Source organism: Cellulosilyticum sp., assembly GCF_982396655.1.
In genome coordinates this window covers 33,954-55,694 of sequence record NZ_CEVXFV010000024.1, presented here as the reverse complement: position 1 = coordinate 55,694, position 21,741 = coordinate 33,954, and the positions used below count along the sequence as shown (strand labels likewise).

The window sequence follows — 21,741 nt, the reverse complement described above, 5'->3', positions numbered from 1 at the left end:
GAGAAACCTATTTACGTACATGTATATTTCAAGGTTTTAGTTGGTTTCTCTATATATAGATTTTACATTTATAAAACTTAGTTATTCATAGTTTTTAGAATGTGAAATCATGGGGAGAAACTAATTTACTTACATGTATATTTTAAGTTTTTAGCTAGCGTCTCTATATCTTATATATTTTATATTGATATCATGCTCACTTTCTTCTATTTCATTCACTGTATTTCTTCTTTAAGAGAAACCTATTTACCTACATGTATATTTCAAGGTTTTAGTTTGTTTCTCTATAAGCCTTAAAAATCGTAAATATTAAACGGCATTATCTATTTACTTTAATTTATGAAATCAACTTTTAAGAGAGTGTTACAAAACTAGTCAAATAGTTTTGTAACACTCCCTTTGTATTTTCAAAGTAACTTATTAACTTTTCTTTTTCTATCACTTAAGTTTCTATTACTTAAGTAGACTTTTACACTTCTTTTATAAATCAAATTCCTTTTTTGTATCACTCAGCGCCTCGTCCATACGGCTAATTACTTGATCGATATCTTCTTTTGTAATAACTGCTGCAGGCTCAAAGCGAATACATTTTGCGTTAACTAATGTTCCTGCTGTCATGACTCTTCTTGCAAAAAGACCTTTAGCCACTGAGTAACCTACTTCACATTTAACAAATTCTACTGCTAACATTAATCCTACACCTCTTACATCCTCAATAAGTGTTGGATATTTTTCAGCAAGTTTTTGTAAGCCTGCTTTTAAGTAATCCCCTTTTTCTTTGCATTGTCCTGGGATATCATTTTCAAGCATATATTTAATGGTTGCAATAGCTGCTGAACAACAAACCGGGTTACCACCAAAGGTAGGAGAACCTAATAGCCATGGATTATCAATAAGTTCCTGTGTCCACATTGGTGGTGTACAGATAATTCCTGTAATCGGCATAATACCACCTCCAAACGCTTTTCCAAAAGTCATAATGTCTGGTGTGACACCTTCTGCTTCACATCGCCACATTGTCCCTGTGCGACCCATGCCACATTGAATTTCATCAAAGATAAGGGCTACACCATATTCATCGCAAATTGCACGTACTTCTTTTAAATACCCTTCTGGTGGTACGATAACTCCAGCTTCACCTTGAATAGGCTCTAAGATTACAGCCGCTACCTTTTCGCCAACTGCTATCAAATTACGAATTGCCTTCCTCATATCTTCTGCATTGCCATATTCTACATGTTGAACTTGTTGAACCATTGGTGTATAAGGTGTACGATATGTGCTTTTTCCTCCCATAGAGATTGCACCCATTGATTTGCCATGAAATGCACCTACTGTTGAGATATACCATCTTCCACCTGTTGCAATTCTAGCAAGTTTTAATGCCATTTCTACTGCTTCTGCACCACCATTTGTAAAGAAACAGTGTCTTAAATCACCTGGCGTAATATCTGCCACTGCTTTTGCTAAGTAGCCACGGAGTGGATCTAATAATTCCTGTGAATGAAGAGCCTGATGGTCTAGCTGTGCTTTAACAGTATCTAATATTTCTTCATTTCTATGGCCACAAGTATAAATACCGAATCCACCTAAACAGTCAATGAATTTCTCTCCATATAACCCTTCACAATAGCTTCCCTCATCCGTCCATTCTACAACGGCTGCATTAGTAGAAACTGATTTTCTATATTTAAGCCAACCTGGACTTACATATTCATCAAAATATTCTACTGTTTGTTGTGTGATTATTTCTTTATCTGTATCTGATAATGTATCACTTTTAATATAACCGATTACTTTCTCTAACTCTGATATAACGTTTTCCTTATTTGACATATAACTCATCCTTTCTAAAATACAAAAAGGCGCATCTCTTTTTAATGAGATACGCCTTTGTATACTTAATCATTTATTTGTTTAATTTGTTATCTTTATTATAGAAGTTTTAAATGCCGCTTACAATTACCTAAGCAGAGTGTTCTTTCACCTCTTTAGGAGTATTTCTACTCCTTTTAAAGTAGAATGTGCCATGAAAATATGTTAAAATTCTAATTAAATAGAATATACCCAAAACTACTCAAGACTTATAGAGAAACCAGTCATAACTCTAAATGATATATCTCATAAGTAGGTCTTTCACACAGCTATAACATAATGATTAACTCAATTTTATAAATGTGAAATCTATATATACTAATTTTAATCTATATATACTAGCTTTAATCTATATATACTAGCTTTAATCTATATATACTAACTTTAAATAGAAGGAGCACTGTCATGCAAAAAAATGAATTTCTTCTTATTAATAATATAATTTATCAAATACACAGCCAAAATGACTTTTATGTTATGAAAACTAACTTTCTTTCATTACTCTCACATCTTATTCCTAATACATATGCCAGTATCCTTATGGCTAACCTTGAAGAATCAAATAACCTACTTTGTGATCCCCTTTGTGTCCCTACATCTTTCACAGATGTAGAGAAACTTTATCTTGGTTTGGAGGAAGATGATAGTACCCGCTGGATGATGCTTTCAAAACAAAGTATGATTGTAAGAGAAAGTGACTTAATCCCTGAGTCAATCCGCGTAGAAACAAATATTTATAAAAAATGCTATGCCCCTTTTGGCCTTCATTACTCTCTTCAGCTTCATCTCGTTTATAAAGATACTTTTTTAGGTGTTATTAGCCTTTATCGTACGAAAGAACAAGGGGATTTTTCGGATGATGAAATGTTTCTCCTTAATGCCTTTGAACCGCATCTTAGCCTACGCTTTTATAATGAACTCTTTAAAGATACAAAAAGCGAAAATACCACCTCTCAAAATATATTAGACCTTATTCAGCAGTATCATTTAACACCTAGAGAAAGTGAAGTACTTGAGCTTGTTTTCAATGAACTTGATAATACTCAAATTGCGGCGCAGTTATGTATTAGTCATTTCACTTTAAAGAAACACATTCAAAATTTATACAATAAATTAGGTGTCTCCTCTCGTTGGGACTTATTAAAATTTCGTAAAAACTAAAAAAGGTAATGCCACGAAATTTATTTCAGGGCATCACCTTTATTTTTTAACTTATTTAACTTGCTTATTTGTTTACTTACTTGTTTACTTATTTGTTTACTTATTTGTTTACTTATTTAACTTACTTACTTGCTTTTAGTGTTCATACCAACCTACAGTGCCCGGTGTGAGATTTATATTGATTTGTTTAACTTCTTGATATTCTTCTAAACCATGTATTCCTAATTCACGGCCTATGCCACTCATTTTATAGCCACCCCAAGGGGCTTCATTGAATGTTGGATTGTAACAGTTAATCCAGGTAATACCGGCACGGATTTCTTTGATGACGCGCATAGCTCTAGTGACATCTGAAGTGAAAACCGCACCTGCCAAACCATAATCCGTATCATTTGCCATAGCAATAGCTTGTTCTTCTGTCTCAAAGGTTTGAATAGTTACAACAGGGCCAAATATTTCTTCGCGAACAATTTTCATATCTGGTGTGCAGTTATCAAAGACTGTCGGTTTGATAAAGTAACCATTTTTGCATTCTCCTTCTATATAACGCTCACCACCACACCTTAAGGTTGCGCCTTCGTCTAGGCCGCTTTGAATATAGGCAAGTACTCTATTCATGTGATCTTCTGTGATCACTGGACCTAAGTCAGGATTTTCAAGAGGATTGCCAATAGTCATTGCGTTCGCACGTTCTACAAGGCGATTTACAAATGCTTCTTTAATAGAAGCTTCTATAATAATGCGAGAACCAGCTGAACATACTTCACCTTGGTTAAAGAATATCCCAATCATTGCCCATTCTACTGCTCCTTCTAAATCTGCATCTGCAAAAATGACATTAGGTGATTTACCCCCTAATTCCAAACCTATTTTTTTAACATTTGTAGCAGCTGCTTTCATAAGGCTTTGGCCTACTTTTGTGCTACCAGTGAAAGTAATCATATCTACATCTTTATTGCATCCCATTTCACTTCCCACTTCTGCATCGCCTTGTACAAGATTAACGCAGCCCTTTGGAAGTCCTACCTCTTCAAAAATCTCAAATAATTTAATAGTAGAAAGGGGGGCTTTGGGACTTGGTTTAAAGACAATACTATTACCTGCTGCCAGAGCTGGTGCCAGTTTCCAAACAGACATTAAAAATGGATAGTTCCAGGGTGTAATCTGTGCACATACGCCTACTGGTTCATGTACCGTGTATGAATGCATGCTCCCAAAGTTGCCATTTACATCATACACGCCGCCATAAGGCGCTTTAATAAGTCCTGCATAATAACGGAAAGTATGAATTCCATCGTCTATATCACCTTCCGCTTCACGAAGCGGTTTGCCATTATCTATACAATCTAGTCTGGCGAGTTCATCTTTATATTTCTCAATCGTATCTGCAATTGCTAATAACACATCTCCTCTAGCTTGTGAGTCCATATCTCGCCACTTACGTGTCACATAAAAAGATTCTTTAGCAGCTGCAATCGCTGCTTTTGTATCCGCCACACTACTTTCCGAAACGTAGGCAATAATCTCCCCTGTTGCTGGATTAATTACATTAATTACTTTGCCTGATGTCCCCTCTACCCATTCACCATTGATATAATTTTTCTTAATCTCCATTTTTTCATCCTCCAATCCACATTTTTAATTTCCTGCCTTACTTTTCCTATCTTATTTCATGCTACCGTCTAAACTTCTAATGCCTTAAGTCTTTTAACTTGCCTACTTGTATTAATGCAAATTACAACAATGGTTACAAACATAATAATCGTAGAAAGCGCATTAACTTCTGGTGTTACCCCTGTCTTAACCATAGACATAATCTTAATCGGAAAAGTTGTGCTATCTGGGCCACAGGTAAAGAAACTAATAACTACATCATCAATTGATAAGGCAAAAGCTAATGTCGCACCTGAAACTACTCCAGGCATTAAGATTGGCAAAGTAATTGTAAAAAATGTCTTTAGTCTGCTAGCACCTAAGTCCATAGCGGCTTCTTCTAAAGAATGATCAAGCCCTGCAAGTCTTGCTCTAACCGTTATAACTACAAACGGAATACTAAATGTAATATGTGCTAATGTAATACTCAATAAGCCTAATGGCACATTTAATATAGAAAAAACAGAAAGCAATGAAACACCTAAGATAATCTCTGGAATAACAATCGGAATATAAAGCAACTTATCAATGATTGCCTTTCCCTTGAAATCATATTTATAAAGCCCAATTGCACCCAATGTACCTATTACTGTAGAAACAATAGTACTAGAAACTGCAATAATCAATGTATTCCACAAAGATTCCATAAGGGGTGTATTCTGAAAGAAAGTACCATACCAACTTAAAGTAAATCCTTCCCAAACGATATTCATCTTTGAGGTGTTAAAAGAAAAGATGATTACCATTAATATAGGAATATATAAAAATGCAAATACTAGACCGATATAAAAATTTTTTAAGCCATTTCCTATTTTTTTCTTAGTTTGTCTTTTCATCTTCACCCCTCCTTATACACCCAGTTCATCCATATCGCCACCGGATTTTTGATAAAGCCATACCATAACCAATGTAATTAAAACTAAGAATATGGCAAGTGCTGCACCCATTGGCCAGTTTCTAGCTGTAATAAATTCATTTTTAATAATGTTTCCTACGAGTTGTGTTTTACTACCCCCTAATAAATCAGTGACATAATATAAACCTAATGCGGGAATAAATACTAAAATAGACCCTGCAAAAATTCCTGGCATCGTTAGTGGTAATGTCACCTTCATAAAAGTCGTAACTGGTTTTGCACCTAAATCACTACTTGCTTCCAAATAAGATCTGTTGAGCTTATCAATAGAGCTATATAAAGGTAAAATCATAAAAGGCAACAAAATATAAATAAGACCAATGATTGCACCGACTTCGTTATAAACTAATTGAAGCGGTTCTTTAATAATGCCTAAATTTATTAGGAAACTATTGATAATTCCATTCTTCCTTAATAAGTTAGTCCAGCTAAATAAGCGAATCAAAGAAGGAACTAGGAAAGGTACTGTCACCATTGCCATAAATACCGTCTTCTTAATTGTTGTTTTTTGAGCTATGAAATACGTAAAGGGATAGGCAATAAGGACGCAAATCACTGTGACCACTGCTGCTATAATGAACGATTCCCCAAATACCTTCATGTATAATGGATTAAATACCCCTTTATAATTCTCTAAAGTGAAACTTAATGTGACACCGCCATAAGTCCCCTTTTCTAAAAAACTAATTCCAAAAACATATATAAAAGGAATGGCTACTAAAAGAATCATCCATAATGAAACAGGTAATGTCATAATCAGCTTTTCTAAGCTTTTTTTCTTCTTCATAGAAATCCCTCCTTACATATTTGGAATAATAACATTGTTAGAAAAGTCAGGGTGTTCAATGGCATTAAAGATTGTTTGACTCTTAGACTTAATAACAACTGCATCTTCTAAATCCCAATATAAAAATACTTGACTGCCTACTTCTGGCACAAATTCCTTAGGTCTTGTATTCATCTTTAACTCAAAGCCTTCCTGCAACGTAATAATTGTTTTATTAACATTTCCAATATAAATATGCTCTTTGACCTCTCCCACTAACGTAAAACCATCTACTGGTGTACGTGAAATCTTGAGATTTTCTGGTCTTACTGATACAAATATAATCTCATCTTTTTTAAAGTCCCCACCGCTTACAATGGCATTTCCATTTTCTAATACGACAGTTGCCACCTCAGGTTTACTGCTACCAATCATGCCATAGAAAATATTAGATTCTCCAATGAAATCTGCTACAAACTTAGAAGCAGGTTGCTCATAAATTTCCTTAGGCGTCCCAATTTGCTCTAAATCACCTTTTGACATAATCGCAATGCGATCGCTCATGGTCAGAGCCTCTTCTTGGTCATGTGTAACATAAACAAAGGTAATTCCTAATTTCTTTTGTAAACGCTTTAACTCAAATTGCATTTGCTTTCTCAGCTTAAGGTCTAATGCTCCTAACGGTTCATCTAGCAATAGCACTTTAGGCCTATTAATTAAAGCTCTAGCAATAGCTACCCTTTGTTTTTGTCCACCAGATAACTGGTCCGGCTTTCTATTTTCATATCCTGTAAGCTGTACAAGGTCTAACATATGAAGAACACGTTCTTTAATTTCTGCCTTTGGTACCTTTTTGATTTTTAGACCATAGGCGATATTCTCGAAAATCGTCATATGTGGAAACAAAGCATAGCTTTGAAAAACTGTATTTACTTCCCTATCATAAGGTTCTGCATTTTGTACCTCTACACCTTCCACAAAAATATTACCTGATGTAGGAATTTCAAAACCTGCTATCATTCTGAGCGTTGTCGTCTTCCCACATCCTGAAGGGCCTAGTAAAGTAAGAAACTCTCCTTTTTGAATATCTAAATTTAAACATTTAACAACTTCATTATCCCCATAGGTTTTATTTACATTTTCTATTTTTACAATGGTCTCACCCATATATCATTCCTCCTTAAGTTCTCACTTCTAGAACTATACCTTCTTATAACTACCTTATTTCTTTCTACCCTTTGAACTTAGTCCATAAGTCTACAATTTTGCTTAGGTCATCACCTAAATCTGTAGTTGCTTTGCCTTTTACAATTTCTTCTTCAGGCATATTTTTCACATTATTGCTAAGGTAAGCTTCATCAAGATAGGCTTTCGCCCCTTCATTTGGCGTTACATATGGGAAGGCCTTTGCAATTTCTGCACCTACCTCAGCATCACAAAGGTAATTAATGAAGGTTTCTACATCATCTGGATTTTTTGCGTCCTTTGTTTTCATCATCATATCTGTTTCAAAATAGGTACCTTCCTCTGGGTAAATTCCTACAATAGATGGATTTTCATCCATTGCTAGGGCACATTCACCACCATAAATCAAACCAATTGCACATTCTTCATTTAACATTAATGTCTTAGGGCTATCCCCATTGAAAGCATGAATATTAGGCTTTAGTGCATTTAAGTATTCTTCTGCCGCAGCTAATGCTTCATCACTCGTATCATTAGGGTAATAACCTTTCGCTAAAAGTGCTATAGAAACCACTGTTCTTGAATCTTCAATAACAACCATGGAATCCTCATATTTAGAATCCAATAAATCCTCATAACTCTTAATATCATCTTGAACAAGATCTTTATTAACAGCTATAACGACTGTAGTATATAAATAAGGAATAGAATATTTGTTATCTGGGTCATTTAGTGTGCTTGTAAAAATAGGATTGATATTACTGTAGTTAGGAATCTTTGAATAATCCAGCTCTGCTAATAAGCCTTGTGAAGATAAAATGGCCGTATTAACACTTGTTCCAATAATCATGTCATAAGTACCCTTCGCACTGGATTGTACTTTAGCTAACATCTCATCTGATGCTGAGTAGGTCGTTACATTGACTTTAATACCTGTTTCTTTTTCAAAACCGTTTAATACTTCTTGTGGCAAATACTCCGACCAGCAGATAAGGTTGATTTCACGCTTGGGTGTACTGTTTCCACAACCATATAATCCCAAAGAAGATATACTTACTAAAAGCATACTTCCTATTACTTTTCTTAATTTTGTTCTATTTAACATAATGTTTCCCTCCTCTTTGCACTTAACATAATTCTTCTATCTAGGTAAAAAGAGACATAGACGATCTGATCTATGCCCCTTTGCATAATTTGTAACTTTTCTATAAAGCCTTCTTACCTCTCTCACCAGTACGAAGCCTCATGGCATCATCGATGCTACGAACAAAGATTTTACCATCACCAACATTGCCAGTACTTACTTTGTCTTTAATTGCCAACATAATGCTATCTACATCTTTGTCATCTACAACTGCTTCTACCTTAATTTTAGGAATAAGATTGATGCTTGTTTTAAAACCTTTGATTTCATTTACGATTTCAGTAGCGCCTCTTTGATTACCACATCCCATAACGCTAGAAATCGTCATTCCTTTACCATGCATGGTGTCTAAGACTTCTTTCACAAGTTCTAATTTTTCTGGTCTTATAATGATAATAAGTTCTTTCATAGTTTCAACTCCCCTTTATTGATTAATCACTGATTCACTTTCAATTCGTAACATTAACTTTGTAAAAATAACTTTGTAAAAATAACAAAAAGGGGCACATTGCCTTAGCAATGTGCCCCTTTGCACTTTTAATGATTAATCATATTTTATATCCTAGTTTATGCTTTTTCAAGTAGTCAATATAATACTATTTTAAGTAGCTCCTACTCCTTTTGAAGTAGCTTTTTGCATAACTATACATATTTTTCACTTATATACTTTAGACCTGAAATAATAAAATTCTAAATAACTGTAATTTTCTCCCTTATGACTTGCAATTTCTGCTCCTTCTAATTTCAATGTTTTCGTAATTTTTCTTGATATATATGTCTTTAAATACTAAAACTCGTCATTTCATTTTTTCTTTATGCAACTTTTATTTTATTAAACAGCATTCTAATTTCTATTATATATAACTTATTTCGACGTCTGGTTATGGTAATTTAAAACATTTTATGCATTTTTATAGATTTTTTTCCTTTTTTTATGTATAATGTAATTACTTAACATAAAAAAGGAGGTATTCCATGCAACTCATTGGTATTTTAGTCATCGTCGTTGGGTTTATCTTAAAATTAGATACTATCGCAGTTGTCCTTTCAGCGGGCGTTATCACTGGTTTACTTGGCGGCATGAGTATCGTAGATATTTTAGACACACTTGGTAGTACATTTACCACTCAGCGTTCAATGGCATTATTCCTACTCATCTTGCCGATTATCGGTCTTTGTGAAAGATATGGTCTTAAAGAACGTGCAACATATTTAATTCAAAAAATCAAAGGTATGTCTGCTGGACGTATCGCAACATTATACTTATTCATTCGTGAGATTGCTATTGCAGCTGGGGTGAAACTTGGACAGGCCGAATTCGTAAGACCACTTATTGAGCCAATGGCACAAGGGGCGGCTGTCAGTCAATATGGTGAAGTAGATGAAGAAACAGAAGAAGAAATTAAAGCTATGGCTGCTGCGGCAGATAACTTTGGTAACTTCTTTGCTCAAAATATTTTCGTAGCCAACTCGGGGGTACTTCTCATCGTAGGAACTTTAGAAGAACTTGGTTATAGTGTAGATGCATTAGGTGTCGTTAAGACTTCTATTCCTATTGCTATCGTAGCACTTATTTTCGGATATATTCAAAATAGACAAATCGACAAAAAAATTGCTAAGCGTTATGCTCAGAAAGGAGGTACTAAATAATGAGTAATCAAGCTTTACTTGAAATCTTCTATGTGTGCGTTGGTTTATTAATGTATTTAGTAGCCTTCAACATTATCAAAGATGCAAACAGCCCAGCACGTATTGGGACAACACTTTTCTGGGGAATTCTAGGAACTATCTTCACATTTGGTAGTTTATTACCTGGTACAATTGTAGGTGTTTTACTTGTCGTAATCGGTGTTTTAACAGCTACTAAACAAGTTAAAATGGGTAAAGTAAATAGCCCAGAAGCTAGTTTTTCATTAGAAAAAGCTAAATCATTAGGAAACAAGGTATTTATCCCTTCTATTACTATTGCTATTTTAGTTATTTGTATTGCTAAATTCACAAGCTATAGCGGAACAGTAGCAATCGGTATTGCTGCTTTCATTACAATCATTCTTACACTGCTTATCACAAAAGCTGATGGTAAAACTGTAGCTAATGATAGTAACCGTATGCTTCAGGCTGTAGGTGTAACCGCTATCTTACCTCAGCTTTTAGCTGCGCTTGGTTCACTCTTCACAGCTGCTGGCGTAGGTGATGTCATTGCAAATAATATTTCTGCCTTCATTCCAGAAGGAAACATCTTAATCGGTGTAATTGCTTACTGTGTAGGTATGGCACTCTTCACTATGATTATGGGTAATGCCTTTGCTGCTTTCTCTGTTATTACTGTAGGGATTGGGGTACCATTCGTATTTATGCAAGGTGGAGATATCGTTGTTTGTTCAGCACTAGCACTTACAGCTGGTTATTGCGGAACACTTCTTACACCTATGGCAGCTAACTTCAATATGCTCCCAGTAGCATTACTTAATATTAAAAATAAAAATGCAGTTATCAAACATCAAGCATATGTAGCGATTCCATTATTAATCGTTCACATTATCCTTATGTATATTTTAGGATTTTAATTTTTATCTGCACATTTAAATCACTACAAAATGAGGCTGTTATACTTAATTGTTAACAGCCCTTTTGCTTAAATTCATTTAGACAACATAAATGAACGAAATTAACATATTCTATGAATATAAAGGAGACTATTTAAATGAAAGTTTTAATTACAGGTTTTGACCCATTTGGTGGTGAAAGTATTAATCCAGCTTTAGAAGCTGTTATGGCACTTCCAAATTATATCGGTGAGACAGAAGTTATCAAATTAGAAATCCCAACTGTATTTGGCAAAAGCCTTGCTAAAATCCGTGAGGCTGTAGCAATTCATAAACCAGATGTTATCATCAGTGTTGGACAAGCTGGCGGACGTTTCGGCATTACACCTGAACGCGTGGCTATCAATGTAGATGATGCACGCATTAAAGATAACGAAGGCAACGAACCAGTGGATGTAGCTGTAGCTACTGATGGGCCTGCTGCTTACTTTAGCAACTTACCTATTAAAGCCATGACACAAGCAATGGTTAAAGCTGGTATTCCAGCATCTGTTTCAAATACAGCAGGTACTTTCGTATGCAACCACGTAATGTATGGTGTCCTTCATATGATTCATACTGAATTCCCTGAAATGCGTGGCGGATTCATTCACGTACCTTATGTACCAGCACAAGTAACATCTAAACCAAATCAACCTTCAATGTCAGCTGCAGATATTACAAGAGGACTTGCTCTTTGTATCGAAGCTGCTGCCACACACAAAGAAGACATTCACATTGCAGCAGGTGCTATCTGCTAATTCACTCTGACTGCGAAGTTAAACTAAATGCACTTGGCATTTAGCTTGATTACTCAACTTTAACTCAGAAAGAAGATTTATCATGGAAAAAATATTTGTATATGGTTCTCTACGTCAAGACTTCTGGAATCATGACAAAGTCTTTAAACATCGTATGCGTGGTCCTATTATAGAAGGCAAACTAGAAGGTTACGCTTTATACCACTTACCTGCTGGTTATCCTGCTATCGTCACTGGCGCCGATACTGTTTATGGTGAAATTTGTACCTTATCTCATACTAAGCATCTGAAAAGCATTGATTTATTAGAAGGATATACCGGTAATCCTAGTATTGACCTCTATACCCGAGAAAAAAGACCTATCATCTTAAAAGATGGCAGTGTTGAAATGTGTTGGGTATATTTATATCTTAATGAGGATTATGTACGCAGTAAGGGGCGTTATATTCCTCATGGAGACTGGAAAAAATTTATGATGAAGTCATCCAAACAGCGCTAATACTGTGGATGATTTCAATCAAAAAATATATTCTCTAAGCAGAGCTTCAGAAGTTACAACTTCTTTGCCTTAAACTTTTATATCTGTATTATAAAAAGGGTTGCTATGAAATTCTTAATTTCATGGCAACCCTTTCTGTTCTCTAAAAATATTTCTTTATTACCCTCTAATATCTGAAAGTACTTTTTGTATATCCTCAATAATGAGTTCTTCCGTTAAATGATATCTCGCATATAACTCGGCTACTGATACGCTGTCTGTAAATTCTTTAGTTGCACCGAAGTTTAAGACTCTCATATCTGTACTACCATAGAATCTTGAAATCTTTTCACCAAATCCGCCATCAAGGATACCGTCTTCTAATGTGATAACAAGTTTATGATTTTCTTGTAAGCTTGTTAATAAATCTTCATCTAGACCTGTGATAAATCTTGGGTTGATGAGTGTGGCATTGATACCTACTTCTTTTAACTTTTCCTTTACTTTCTTTCCTAAATGATAGAAAGTACCAAGACCAATAATGGCAACTTCACTACCTTCTTCTACTTTTTCATATTTATTTAAATCGCTAAAATCAGCTAGAACATTAACACCTGTTGCTATAACTTCCATATTCGGTACACGAATTGCTACAGGATGTGCCATTTGTTCAATCCCCCATTCCATCATGGCAAGGTATTCTTCTTTAGTCGTTGGTGCTAAATAAACCATGTTTGGAATATTAGAGATTAATGGAATATCAAATAAACCTAAATGTGTTACATCTTGACTACTAATACCGCCCCAATTTACAAGGATTAATGCTGGATTATTGTTAATAGCAAGGTCTTGTGAAATCTGGTCATAAGTTCTTTGGATAAATGTACTTAAGAAAGATACAACTGGTTTGCCACCTCTTTTTGCAATTCCTGAAGCAAGTGCGATAGCATGTTCTTCTGCAATTCCTACATCTACATATTGTTTTTCAAGTTCATGTCTTACTTTATTAACCCCTGTTATGCTTGGTGTAGCTGCATTGATTGCTACTACGCTTGGATCTTTTTTAGCCTTTTCTAATAGGAAATCTTCTGTTATCCCAAGATAATCTTCTCCTGCTGGGGATTCAAATAAAGGCTTTTTAGTCTCTAAATCAAATGGCATTACCCAGTGGAAGTCTTCTTTATTTACTTCAGCATCCTCATATCCTTTTCCCTTGATTGTATGCATATGCACAACTACTGGATGATCTGTATCTTTAACTTTTTCAAAGGTTTCTATTAACGCATCTACATTATGACCATCTTTTACAAAATGGTATTCAAAACCTAAGGCTTTAAAGAAGTTATCTTCTGCTTTTCCTTCTGTTTCACGAAGCTTAGCTAAGTTTTGGTATAAGCCACCATGATTTTCTGCAATAGACATATCATTGTCATTCACTAATATAATGATATTGCTTTTTAATGCTGCTGCATTATTTAAGCCTTCATAAGCTTCCCCACCACTTAAAGAACCATCACCAATAATCGCTACTATATTTTCATGCGCACCTTGAACATCTCTTCCTTTAGCAAGCCCACAAGCTAAACTGATTGATGTAGATGTATGACCTATTTTAAAGAAATCATGTTCACTTTCTTCTGGTGTTGTATAACCTGATACCGTTCCAAATTTTTCAGGATTGATAAAAGCTTCTTTTCTTCCTGTCAATATTTTGTGTGCATAAGATTGATGTGAAACATCATAGACAAATTTATCTACTGGAGAATTAAATACATAATGAAGTGCAATAGTAGCCTCTACCATTCCTAAGTTTGGTCCAAAATGCCCCCCTGTGGCACTCACCTTTTTAATGAGTACTTCCCTTACTTCATCTGCTAATACTCTGATTTCATCTCTTGATAACGTTTTTAAATCTTGTGGTACATTGACTTTATTAAGTATTGAATATGACATTGCTCTTCTCCTTTTATGAATCATACTAAAGAAAGTTAAACTTTCCTATTGGCTAACAATATAGAGAAACCCACTAAAAGCTTAAAATACACATTTAGGTAAATAGGTTTCTCTTAATGATTTCACATGACTCAAAACTATGAATAACTAAATTTTATAAATGTGAAATCTATAATAACTCTATAAATAAATTTCCCTGCTTTGTTATTATGTTTAAAGTATAATTCTTGGAGTTAACTCTAAGTCAAGGGGTTTTTAACTTTTATAAGCTTAAGATCTAATAAATGGCTCTTTTACTTCCTCATTTAATAATTCTCCATAGGCTTTAACCTTACGAAAAGTATTTCCCATCATCTCATGTGCTCTATAATAACGTAAGGCTTGCATATCAAATTCCGCAAAGAATAATCCTTCTGTCAATTCATCCGCTAATAAAAGCGTGTTATCCACACATTTTCCCTGTTCATCCCAACAAATTGGAGAAAAGGCACAAGAACAACCTGCATTAATCCCATTTGGATTCGCCATTACAACGCCTACCATATTTTCATATGCACGCGTTGAAAGTGCCTGTATTCTCGGCGCCATTGATTCACAGTCATTAGGCACTAATATAATTTCTGCACCCTTCATCATAAGAATCCTTGCACTCTCAGGATATTCTCTATCATAACAAATCATAATGCCCAACTTTATGCCATGGAAATCACATACTTTAAATTCGTTTCCACTCTCTAGGCAAGCTTCATCTGCAAAATCACAAGTATGCACTTTAGAATATTTCATGATAATCTTTCCATCCTTATCAATCACAAAAGCTGTATTGCGCGGCTTATCTTTACCTTTAGTCAATGCTGTAGCTACTACCCCTACACCATAACTTTTTACAGCATCACATATAGTTTGTAAATAAGGGCTTTCATCACTTAATGCTTCTTCATTACTAATCGGCAATTCATAACCTGTAATGAAACACTCTGGAAGCAATAAAATATCTGCATGCTGCTGTGCTGACTGCTGAATATATGAAACGATTGCCATAACATTTCTTTCAAAATCATATGGTGTTGAATGACTTTGTAAAACTGCAATCTTAAAGTTCACCTTTGTACCTCCTTTCTTGCTCTATAAAATGTGCCCTATTAGCTCTTCTAAGTCAGAAAACTTCTCTACAGTATATGTCTTTCTATCCACACTTCCAAATCCATAATCAGCTAAAATAAATGGAATTCCTGCTAAATCAGCCGCATCTAAGTCCCCTTGTGTATCTCCCATATATACTGCTTGTTCTAAATTATTTCTTTCCATAACGAGTTTGATATTCTCACCTTTGCATTTACCCGTTCTGCCTGCCATTTCATAGTCCTCAAAATAACTAGACATATGATGATATTCTAAAAATGCTTGTACATAGCTATCTTGCGAATTGCTTACTATATATAATCCATACTTGTCTTTTAATCTGCCTAAAACTTCTTCCAAATAAGGGTATAAAATCCCCCCATGTTTTAATAAGTATACTTGCTCCTCATCACAGCATTCATCTAAAATAGCAGCTCTTTTCTCTTCCGCCATATCAGGAAACATTAAAGCTGCAATCTGAGGCATTGTCTTTCCCATAAAGCCTTGTATTTCTTTCAGCGAAATCTGCTTCTTTAATTCCGGATGCTTAGCTAGTGCTCTATTCCAAGCCTCGACCACCTGTTTTGATGAATCCCATAGTGTGCCATCTAAATCAAATATTATACCTTTTTTCATACATATACTCCTCTTTTACCTTTTATACATTTTTAGTATTTTCTTAAACCCTTTTCCATAATATATTATATTTAATCCTTTCGACTACTTCTTCTACAGAAATACACTCTCCATATCATAAATATAATTAATGATATTTCTAAAAAAGCCATTATTAAACAAACCGGATAGAACCATGCTTCATTTATTAAAGCTGAAATAAATGCTATAAGTAGCATCATTTCATTAATAATAGATATAAGCTTAATGCTGCTTCTAGGGTGTTGTGTACTATACTTTATTAAATAAATAATTGTAAACACAATCTGAACGGGTATTAACTCAATAATAAAGAAAAAAGCACCCATCGTTAACGGTTCATACCAGGGAAGAATTTCTATGGTAGATGAAAATGCCAGAAAACTTCCCAATAAAATAAGTAGCTGCGCACACCCTAAAACTATACTGAAGATACCTTTTGCCTTTGTTCTTAACATTCAATTTTCTCCTTATTATTTAAAATCAACTATTTTTATTAATATATATCTTTAAAGCCTTAATACTTAACATACATAACCTAATAATAACAACAGCTACTATTATTAAAATAACCGTATTAATTCCTTGGATTGCTAAATCTACAAGTAATATAGTTTATTGCATGAGCTAATTGGCTGTCATCCAATCCACTATCACCTTTCATCCGTTATAATATGAACAATTTCCTTCTGTGGATTATGCAGATACTCCTTCAAAAAAGATGGAAATGTTTTATACCTGTCCAAATCTTTAATCGGAATCCAATACATTTCTTCTTTCACCCCAAAGGTATAACTGTTGCTATGCAGTTGCTGTGTCCCTCTAGGTTTCATTAGATAATATAACGCGATTTCATGACAATGCAATCCATCTAAAGTTCCTCCCACGCCATCAAAGAAGTTCTCATGAATGACAGCCAATCTCTCTACCTCATAATTAACGCCTGTTTCTTCAAACACTTCTCGCCGAACGGCATCTTCAGCTTTTTCATTCATATGTACGCCACCGCCAATAGAATAGTAATAATCCTCATGCTCATTCCCAGCAAAAAGCACACAATCATTCTCAACTATAATTGCACCAGCACGATATCTAAACCAATTATTTTCTTGCTTAAATCCACAGTCAACTGACACATCCCCATCTCCCTAAATTTATAATTCTAATTTCATATAGCGAAAACAACTAAAAACTTGAAATATATATGTAGGTAAATTAGTTTCTCCCAATGATTTCACATTGCTAAAGATTATGAATAACTAAATTTTATAAATGTGAAATCTATATATTTACCTTGGGACACACTACGCCCTAATAAGACCTTAAAGCTTTACATATGCGCCATATTCAATTCAATCTAGATTGATACTATCATTTTTTTCCAAGCATGCATAAATATATGTATCCCAATAAATCGGTCTTCCTTGTGCATCATTATGAAATGATACATTCTTCTTTAAATGAGCTTCTCGTTCCATCCCAATCTTCTCCATCGTCTTCCATGAGGCAATGTTATCTGGGCAAGTTTCTGCATAGATTCTATGAACACCTTGAGTAAAATAATAATCTACAACTGCTTTAGCGGCTTCACTGCCATATCCTTTTCTCTGATACTTTTCGTTAAGCACATACCCTAATTCTCTACTATTGAAATCCCTTTTGCCAATATAAATATTGCCTATTACCTTGTGATTGGACTTTAGCTCAATAGCCAAAAATTCGTCACTTTTAGAGCGAAACTCTATTTCCTGCCTGCTTTTTTCTGCTGTAAAATCAGGATAAGCTTCAAAATTTGCATTCACTCTTTGCAGCATATATTCGCATAAATCTGCTTCATCTTCTAATTTAAAATTTCTTATCATTAAATGCTTCGTTTCTATCTCCATATCTATTGCCCCCAAGTTTTTATCTTTTTATTCTAAATCAGCTATTCTTTTTAATATATATCCTCAGTGCCTTAATCCCTAACATACATAGCCAAATAATAAAAATAACAGCCACTATTAAAAGAGCCGTATTAATAAGCTGAATCACTAAATCTAAAATCAACTGATTATCAAAACCTATTACCTGTCCTGCACTTTCTGTTGCTGGTACCTTTGTAACATATGTTGATACTGTATTTGTTATCTCATTTAATTCCATCCATACTCTCCTATTTTTTTGTTTATTTTCACACTATATCCGTCCAAAACAAATGCTCTTAAGCAAATATCCTCTTTCATTGCATCAGGTTTTAACTCCTGCTCGCACAAAACTGCTCCTAGCCAAATCATACTCCCAAACTCAGGTGTTATCAGCAAAGAATGTCTGCCGATTTTTCTTAAGTATCTATCCTTGTTAACTGAACTAAAGATAGATTACGATAATTTAAATCTTCTCTTACGGTAAATCCTCTATGTTCCCAAAATTCATTGCCTATCTCATTCTTTTTAAAAGCCACTAAAGCTACTTTGGCGATTCCTTCTTCTCTCATGGCTGCCATAGCATGATCTACTAAAGCTTTGCCAATCCCCTTATTTCTTTCTGATACCGCAACTGCTGTATGACTTATATAGCCTCGTCTGCCATCATGCCCACTTAAAATTGCCCCTACAATCCTGTCTTGATCTAAAGCAACAAAACAAGTCGTCGGATTTCGTTTCAAGTACTTTTGGATTCCCTCTTTGGAATCATCAACATCATTTAAGCCCATTCCTGGCGTATTAAGCCATAAGTTATACACTGCCTCATAATCATCTATGGTCATGTTTCTTATGTTCACCCTTATCCCACCTTAATTCATCTGCTTTTTTCTGTCGTACCTTTTTATTTATTATTGAAAAGGGAATGCTTTCTTTCGTTTTTAACATCCTATCAAATACGATATGCTCTTTTTTCTTTTTTCCCATTCTCATCACCTCAATTCAAAATACTGATATCCTTCACTACTTGAATATGAGCCAAATTTCCATCTGCCTTTCCTCTCCGCTTAACGCTATAAATTTTAATCTCTTCTTCCAATATGGGAGGGATTTTTAGCATTAAATAAATGGTGCCTAACTTGTCTTCTGGGCGATCATGATTCATATATGCCCAGCTTAATCAAATTTATACTCGCTTATATCTAGATTATTTCTATATCCTAAAGCTTTCTTGCTAACTGTAAATCCATCGTATAATATACGGTAATAATTCCGCCGCTTTTATTGATTGCATGATGTATTGCATTAAAAAGTTTTTCTCTATTGGGCTGCTCAACTGCCATATGATCTGGATAGGTTCTTAATAATTCCATATACTCATCTGCTGTAAAATCTTTTGTGAAATGATATAGTTTGTACTGCGTATCAACAAAGCCATATTTCTTTGCAATCTCACTTAATCTTCTTGCATCCTCTCCACAATATTCTCTAGGTTCACTTTCGCAGTGCATATACTCCTTATAAAGTGCTTGTATTTCTGATGTAAGTGCTTTTCGCTGCTTATCTGAACCGGCGTGGTAAGCAAATCTGGCAAATGCCCCACCACTTTTTAGTAATTCATAAACTCTTTTGTAACCATATTCTTCCGGCACCCAATGAAATGCTGTCGCTGCATATATAAGGTCAAAAGAACCAGCAGGACATACATAGTCCTGTAGCGCCACATTATATAAAGAAAAATGAGGGTATGCTTGAAATTGCTCTCTTGAAAGATTTGCCAGGTGTTCTCCTGGTTCAATTGCAACTAAATGACAGTTTGTCTCAAGTACTGGCAGCGTCGCTTTTCCTGTCCCAATGCCAATTTCAAGTACCTTGCTACCAGAATGGATTTGTTTATACTTGAATAAATCATTATATAATTCTTTTCCGTACACAAGACGACTTCTATCATAATCCATTGCTGCATTATCAAAGGTTCTTTCAAAATCAACCATCTATTATCCTCCTACCAACTTAAAGTTATTTAGGGAACTATGTACTTCAATATCCATACCTTGCTTTATACCCATTTGCTGCAAACCTATCACAATATCTTCCTTATTTAATCCACTCATCATAACTTTCTCGTTCTCCCTAGCTTACTTTTATTCAATCACTACACGAAAACGGCACTTTTCAGCTCCTGATAATACAGTTTCTATTGTCTGCACTTCTATTTTCTTATCAGGCATCAATTCCTGCAAAACATAAAGGATACTTTGACGCGAACACTCGCAATGAACTGGTAAGTGTGCAAAGCCCGCATCAACCATGTAGCAAAGGCATCTTGGATACCCTATTTCATAAACATGCCCCTTTTCTATAACTTTTCCAAAGAAGTATTCTGAGTTACCATACCTTTCATACTGTAAATCCAAATCGCCATGACATTCTTCAAATTGTCTTTTCTGCTCTTTTAAAACAAAGCCCTTTGCACAATTAATCCCACAAGGTTTATACAGTTTTTCTTGTGTTTCAATAGGTAAGTCCTTAATGCTTTCTTCCATAACGCGATAATACTCTTTTACACTTTTTAAAGTCTCCTTATCCATAAACTCTAATCTCCCTTATCATGTGAAATATAATCTTACTTCTTTCCTTCAATCACTAAAGCTTTCTATATAAAGAGGCACCATCTAACGCCAAATTTATCAATAAAGTCTGTACATAAGGGACTAAAATCACAAGGCCCTAATAGCATTAAAATCTTACTGCCTTCTTGAAGCATCTTATATGCATGTCTTACTTTATCTTCTTCACCTTCTACATAATGTAAGCAAAACTGCATAGTATTTCCCGTCACGCTTTGCCCCTCATCTGTTTCAGCTACTGATAAAATATGCGCCTCAATATCATCTTACTTAGTAATCATTTGTCCCCTATGATTAACAAATTGCAGTTTTTCTGACTCTAGCTTATCTAATTCCTCGCAATCATGATTAATCATGGCCCCTCTTAGTCTTTCTTCATATACCTTAACGTTATTTGCCATAATGATTCCCCCTTGATTAAACTAGTCCTTCCAAATATGAGGCAGTAACTCTTTCAGTCTTACAACCTCATTATGTAATTGAACTTCTGTATTTAGATTCTCATGATTGATCTGATACATGAATTCTCTGCATCTTCCGCAAGGTGCCACTACGCCTTCCCCATCACATACAGATACAATCTTTTCAATCCTACTTTCTCCTGCTGTAATCATCGCAGCTATGGCTGCATGTTCTGCACAAAATCCCATGGAACTAGATGTATCAATGCATACGCCTTTATAGACATTTCCTTTATCCGTTATTAATGCTGCTGCCACAGAACCCGCATACGAACCCTCCGCTAAAGTTCTAGGATTTAAAGTTTGTGTTGCAATTTTTATTAACTCAATAAATTCCATGCGCTTCCTCCTGTACCACCTAAAATATTAAATATCTCTCTTATTAAACTGAGATTGAATAACTGTCCTTGCATATTTTTCTAATATCAACTTACTTCATTCCTGGCAAATAATTAACTTTACATATTCCATTGTTTGCTTTGCAATATTTTGT

General features: G+C 34.7%; 27 protein-coding genes. 5 read left to right on the top strand and 22 right to left on the bottom strand.

Going from position 1 to position 21,741, the window contains the following annotated elements; all coding sequences use genetic code 11:
* Positions 1 to 480: 480 nt before the first annotated feature.
* Positions 481 to 1,836, bottom strand: coding sequence for a putrescine aminotransferase (locus tag AC1VAQ_RS11660; protein WP_479903940.1), 1,356 nt, complete (start codon positions 1,834 to 1,836; stop codon positions 481 to 483).
* 444 nt (positions 1,837 to 2,280) lie between these two features.
* Between AC1VAQ_RS11660 and AC1VAQ_RS11655 the strand changes: the two genes are divergently transcribed.
* Positions 2,281 to 3,036, top strand: a complete 756-nt coding sequence (locus AC1VAQ_RS11655) for a response regulator transcription factor (protein ID WP_302600157.1) — start codon at positions 2,281 to 2,283, stop codon at positions 3,034 to 3,036.
* A 135-nt stretch (positions 3,037 to 3,171) separates the two neighbouring features.
* Here AC1VAQ_RS11655 and AC1VAQ_RS11650 read toward each other — a convergent pair whose 3' ends face one another.
* The 6 genes from AC1VAQ_RS11650 to AC1VAQ_RS11625 form a co-directional block, all read right to left on the bottom strand.
* Positions 3,172 to 4,650: an aldehyde dehydrogenase family protein gene (locus AC1VAQ_RS11650; RefSeq protein WP_302600156.1), complete on the bottom strand. Its 1,479-nt coding sequence runs from the start codon at positions 4,648 to 4,650 to the stop codon at positions 3,172 to 3,174.
* A 68-nt stretch (positions 4,651 to 4,718) separates the two neighbouring features.
* Entirely contained in the window at positions 4,719 to 5,525 is an 807-nt protein-coding gene (locus tag AC1VAQ_RS11645) for an ABC transporter permease (RefSeq protein ID WP_302600155.1), read from the bottom strand.
* A gap of 12 nt (positions 5,526 to 5,537) precedes the next feature.
* The gene (locus AC1VAQ_RS11640) at positions 5,538 to 6,392 is read right to left on the bottom strand and encodes an ABC transporter permease (protein ID WP_302600154.1); all 855 of its coding nucleotides are present in this window, start codon (positions 6,390 to 6,392) and stop codon (positions 5,538 to 5,540) included.
* 12 nt (positions 6,393 to 6,404) lie between these two features.
* A complete protein-coding gene (locus AC1VAQ_RS11635) occupies positions 6,405 to 7,538 on the bottom strand; it encodes an ABC transporter ATP-binding protein (RefSeq protein WP_302600153.1) in 1,134 nt (377 codons plus the stop codon).
* A gap of 64 nt (positions 7,539 to 7,602) precedes the next feature.
* Positions 7,603 to 8,661 carry an ABC transporter substrate-binding protein gene (locus tag AC1VAQ_RS11630; RefSeq protein WP_303244168.1) on the bottom strand — a complete coding sequence of 353 codons (1,059 nt, stop codon included), beginning with the start codon at positions 8,659 to 8,661 and terminating at the stop codon, positions 7,603 to 7,605.
* Positions 8,662 to 8,761: 100 nt separating this feature from the next.
* Entirely contained in the window at positions 8,762 to 9,109 is a 348-nt protein-coding gene (locus AC1VAQ_RS11625; protein WP_302598146.1) for a P-II family nitrogen regulator, read from the bottom strand.
* A gap of 566 nt (positions 9,110 to 9,675) precedes the next feature.
* Between AC1VAQ_RS11625 and AC1VAQ_RS11620 the strand changes: the two genes are divergently transcribed.
* The 4 genes from AC1VAQ_RS11620 (at position 9,676) to AC1VAQ_RS11605 (ending at position 12,545) form a co-directional block, all read left to right on the top strand.
* Positions 9,676 to 10,350: a DUF969 domain-containing protein gene (locus AC1VAQ_RS11620; RefSeq protein WP_479903939.1), complete on the top strand. Its 675-nt coding sequence runs from the start codon at positions 9,676 to 9,678 to the stop codon at positions 10,348 to 10,350.
* A complete protein-coding gene (locus AC1VAQ_RS11615) occupies positions 10,350 to 11,267 on the top strand; it encodes a DUF979 domain-containing protein (RefSeq protein WP_302598144.1) in 918 nt (305 codons plus the stop codon). The genes AC1VAQ_RS11620 and AC1VAQ_RS11615 overlap by 1 nt, the downstream gene beginning before the upstream one ends.
* A gap of 137 nt (positions 11,268 to 11,404) precedes the next feature.
* Positions 11,405 to 12,046, top strand: coding sequence for a pyroglutamyl-peptidase I (gene pcp / locus AC1VAQ_RS11610; protein WP_302598143.1), 642 nt, complete (start codon positions 11,405 to 11,407; stop codon positions 12,044 to 12,046).
* An 82-nt stretch (positions 12,047 to 12,128) separates the two neighbouring features.
* Positions 12,129 to 12,545 (top strand): gamma-glutamylcyclotransferase family protein, encoded by a 417-nt coding sequence (locus AC1VAQ_RS11605; RefSeq protein WP_302598142.1) that lies wholly within the window; start codon positions 12,129 to 12,131, stop codon positions 12,543 to 12,545.
* 159 nt (positions 12,546 to 12,704) lie between these two features.
* Here AC1VAQ_RS11605 and AC1VAQ_RS11600 read toward each other — a convergent pair whose 3' ends face one another.
* The 15 genes from AC1VAQ_RS11600 to AC1VAQ_RS11530 all read right to left on the bottom strand — a co-directional run bounded on the left by AC1VAQ_RS11600 (position 12,705) and on the right by AC1VAQ_RS11530 (position 21,587).
* The gene (locus AC1VAQ_RS11600) at positions 12,705 to 14,477 is read right to left on the bottom strand and encodes a 1-deoxy-D-xylulose-5-phosphate synthase (protein WP_303244167.1); all 1,773 of its coding nucleotides are present in this window, start codon (positions 14,475 to 14,477) and stop codon (positions 12,705 to 12,707) included.
* Between the two features lie 270 nt (positions 14,478 to 14,747).
* Complete coding sequence (locus tag AC1VAQ_RS11595; RefSeq protein ID WP_303244166.1) at positions 14,748 to 15,581, bottom strand: carbon-nitrogen hydrolase family protein; 834 nt, start codon at positions 15,579 to 15,581, stop codon at positions 14,748 to 14,750.
* Between the two features lie 21 nt (positions 15,582 to 15,602).
* Positions 15,603 to 16,235, bottom strand: a complete 633-nt coding sequence (locus AC1VAQ_RS11590; protein WP_479903938.1) for an HAD family hydrolase — start codon at positions 16,233 to 16,235, stop codon at positions 15,603 to 15,605.
* A gap of 71 nt (positions 16,236 to 16,306) precedes the next feature.
* A complete protein-coding gene (locus AC1VAQ_RS11585) occupies positions 16,307 to 16,711 on the bottom strand; it encodes a hypothetical protein (protein ID WP_302598139.1) in 405 nt (134 codons plus the stop codon).
* Between the two features lie 195 nt (positions 16,712 to 16,906).
* A complete protein-coding gene (locus AC1VAQ_RS11580) occupies positions 16,907 to 17,389 on the bottom strand; it encodes an NUDIX hydrolase (protein WP_302598138.1) in 483 nt (160 codons plus the stop codon).
* A 216-nt stretch (positions 17,390 to 17,605) separates the two neighbouring features.
* Positions 17,606 to 18,139 carry a GNAT family N-acetyltransferase gene (locus tag AC1VAQ_RS11575; RefSeq protein WP_303244164.1) on the bottom strand — a complete coding sequence of 178 codons (534 nt, stop codon included), beginning with the start codon at positions 18,137 to 18,139 and terminating at the stop codon, positions 17,606 to 17,608.
* 37 nt (positions 18,140 to 18,176) lie between these two features.
* Positions 18,177 to 18,398: a hypothetical protein gene (locus AC1VAQ_RS11570; protein WP_302598136.1), complete on the bottom strand. Its 222-nt coding sequence runs from the start codon at positions 18,396 to 18,398 to the stop codon at positions 18,177 to 18,179.
* Positions 18,389 to 18,529, bottom strand: coding sequence for a hypothetical protein (locus AC1VAQ_RS11565; protein WP_479903937.1), 141 nt, complete (start codon positions 18,527 to 18,529; stop codon positions 18,389 to 18,391). Before AC1VAQ_RS11565 ends, AC1VAQ_RS11570 begins: the two co-directional genes overlap by 10 nt.
* Before the next feature lie 47 nt (positions 18,530 to 18,576).
* Positions 18,577 to 19,002: a GNAT family N-acetyltransferase gene (locus tag AC1VAQ_RS11560; protein ID WP_479903942.1), complete on the bottom strand. Its 426-nt coding sequence runs from the start codon at positions 19,000 to 19,002 to the stop codon at positions 18,577 to 18,579.
* Positions 18,989 to 19,144: a hypothetical protein gene (locus tag AC1VAQ_RS11555; RefSeq protein WP_302598134.1), complete on the bottom strand. Its 156-nt coding sequence runs from the start codon at positions 19,142 to 19,144 to the stop codon at positions 18,989 to 18,991. Before AC1VAQ_RS11555 ends, AC1VAQ_RS11560 begins: the two co-directional genes overlap by 14 nt.
* 233 nt (positions 19,145 to 19,377) lie before the next feature.
* Complete coding sequence (locus AC1VAQ_RS11550) at positions 19,378 to 20,151, bottom strand: class I SAM-dependent methyltransferase (RefSeq protein ID WP_479903936.1); 774 nt, start codon at positions 20,149 to 20,151, stop codon at positions 19,378 to 19,380.
* 150 nt (positions 20,152 to 20,301) lie between these two features.
* Positions 20,302 to 20,748 (bottom strand): hypothetical protein, encoded by a 447-nt coding sequence (locus AC1VAQ_RS11545; protein WP_302598132.1) that lies wholly within the window; start codon positions 20,746 to 20,748, stop codon positions 20,302 to 20,304.
* Positions 20,749 to 20,813: 65 nt separating this feature from the next.
* Positions 20,814 to 20,984, bottom strand: a complete 171-nt coding sequence (locus AC1VAQ_RS11540; RefSeq protein ID WP_479903935.1) for a hypothetical protein — start codon at positions 20,982 to 20,984, stop codon at positions 20,814 to 20,816.
* A 69-nt stretch (positions 20,985 to 21,053) separates the two neighbouring features.
* Positions 21,054 to 21,188 carry a hypothetical protein gene (locus AC1VAQ_RS11535; protein ID WP_302598130.1) on the bottom strand — a complete coding sequence of 45 codons (135 nt, stop codon included), beginning with the start codon at positions 21,186 to 21,188 and terminating at the stop codon, positions 21,054 to 21,056.
* 21 nt (positions 21,189 to 21,209) lie between these two features.
* Positions 21,210 to 21,587 carry a cytidine deaminase family protein gene (locus tag AC1VAQ_RS11530; RefSeq protein WP_302598129.1) on the bottom strand — a complete coding sequence of 126 codons (378 nt, stop codon included), beginning with the start codon at positions 21,585 to 21,587 and terminating at the stop codon, positions 21,210 to 21,212.
* Positions 21,588 to 21,741 lie beyond the last annotated feature (154 nt).

Bases quoted from the DNA above. Each gene is read 5' to 3' on its own strand.
- AC1VAQ_RS11650 (WP_302600156.1), bottom strand. From the start codon at position 4,650: ATGGAGATTAAGAAAAATTATATCAATGGTGAATGGGTAGAGGGGACA.
- pcp (WP_302598143.1), top strand. From the start codon at position 11,405: ATGAAAGTTTTAATTACAGGTTTTGACCCATTTGGTGGTGAAAGTATT.
- AC1VAQ_RS11630 (WP_303244168.1), bottom strand. From the start codon at position 8,661: ATGTTAAATAGAACAAAATTAAGAAAAGTAATAGGAAGTATGCTTTTA.
- AC1VAQ_RS11540 (WP_479903935.1), bottom strand. From the start codon at position 20,984: ATGCAGTTTTGCTTACATTATGTAGAAGGTGAAGAAGATAAAGTAAGA.
- AC1VAQ_RS11625 (WP_302598146.1), bottom strand. From the start codon at position 9,109: ATGAAAGAACTTATTATCATTATAAGACCAGAAAAATTAGAACTTGTG.
- AC1VAQ_RS11660 (WP_479903940.1), bottom strand. From the start codon at position 1,836: ATGTCAAATAAGGAAAACGTTATATCAGAGTTAGAGAAAGTAATCGGT.
- AC1VAQ_RS11640 (WP_302600154.1), bottom strand. From the start codon at position 6,392: ATGAAGAAGAAAAAAAGCTTAGAAAAGCTGATTATGACATTACCTGTT.
- AC1VAQ_RS11590 (WP_479903938.1), bottom strand. From the start codon at position 16,235: ATGAAAAAAGGTATAATATTTGATTTAGATGGCACACTATGGGATTCA.
- AC1VAQ_RS11545 (WP_302598132.1), bottom strand. From the start codon at position 20,748: ATGGATAAGGAGACTTTAAAAAGTGTAAAAGAGTATTATCGCGTTATG.
- AC1VAQ_RS11600 (WP_303244167.1), bottom strand. From the start codon at position 14,477: ATGTCATATTCAATACTTAATAAAGTCAATGTACCACAAGATTTAAAA.
- AC1VAQ_RS11565 (WP_479903937.1), bottom strand. From the start codon at position 18,529: ATGATTTGGCTAGGAGCAGTTTTGTGCGAGCAGGAGTTAAAACCTGAT.
- AC1VAQ_RS11570 (WP_302598136.1), bottom strand. From the start codon at position 18,398: ATGGAATTAAATGAGATAACAAATACAGTATCAACATATGTTACAAAG.
- AC1VAQ_RS11555 (WP_302598134.1), bottom strand. From the start codon at position 19,144: ATGGGAAAAAAGAAAAAAGAGCATATCGTATTTGATAGGATGTTAAAA.
- AC1VAQ_RS11620 (WP_479903939.1), top strand. From the start codon at position 9,676: ATGCAACTCATTGGTATTTTAGTCATCGTCGTTGGGTTTATCTTAAAA.
- AC1VAQ_RS11605 (WP_302598142.1), top strand. From the start codon at position 12,129: ATGGAAAAAATATTTGTATATGGTTCTCTACGTCAAGACTTCTGGAAT.
- AC1VAQ_RS11575 (WP_303244164.1), bottom strand. From the start codon at position 18,139: ATGGAGATAGAAACGAAGCATTTAATGATAAGAAATTTTAAATTAGAA.
- AC1VAQ_RS11645 (WP_302600155.1), bottom strand. From the start codon at position 5,525: ATGAAAAGACAAACTAAGAAAAAAATAGGAAATGGCTTAAAAAATTTT.
- AC1VAQ_RS11655 (WP_302600157.1), top strand. From the start codon at position 2,281: ATGCAAAAAAATGAATTTCTTCTTATTAATAATATAATTTATCAAATA.
- AC1VAQ_RS11530 (WP_302598129.1), bottom strand. From the start codon at position 21,587: ATGGAATTTATTGAGTTAATAAAAATTGCAACACAAACTTTAAATCCT.
- AC1VAQ_RS11585 (WP_302598139.1), bottom strand. From the start codon at position 16,711: ATGTTAAGAACAAAGGCAAAAGGTATCTTCAGTATAGTTTTAGGGTGT.
- AC1VAQ_RS11635 (WP_302600153.1), bottom strand. From the start codon at position 7,538: ATGGGTGAGACCATTGTAAAAATAGAAAATGTAAATAAAACCTATGGG.
- AC1VAQ_RS11535 (WP_302598130.1), bottom strand. From the start codon at position 21,188: ATGGCAAATAACGTTAAGGTATATGAAGAAAGACTAAGAGGGGCCATG.
- AC1VAQ_RS11560 (WP_479903942.1), bottom strand. From the start codon at position 19,002: ATGACCATAGATGATTATGAGGCAGTGTATAACTTATGGCTTAATACG.
- AC1VAQ_RS11615 (WP_302598144.1), top strand. From the start codon at position 10,350: ATGAGTAATCAAGCTTTACTTGAAATCTTCTATGTGTGCGTTGGTTTA.
- AC1VAQ_RS11550 (WP_479903936.1), bottom strand. From the start codon at position 20,151: ATGGTTGATTTTGAAAGAACCTTTGATAATGCAGCAATGGATTATGAT.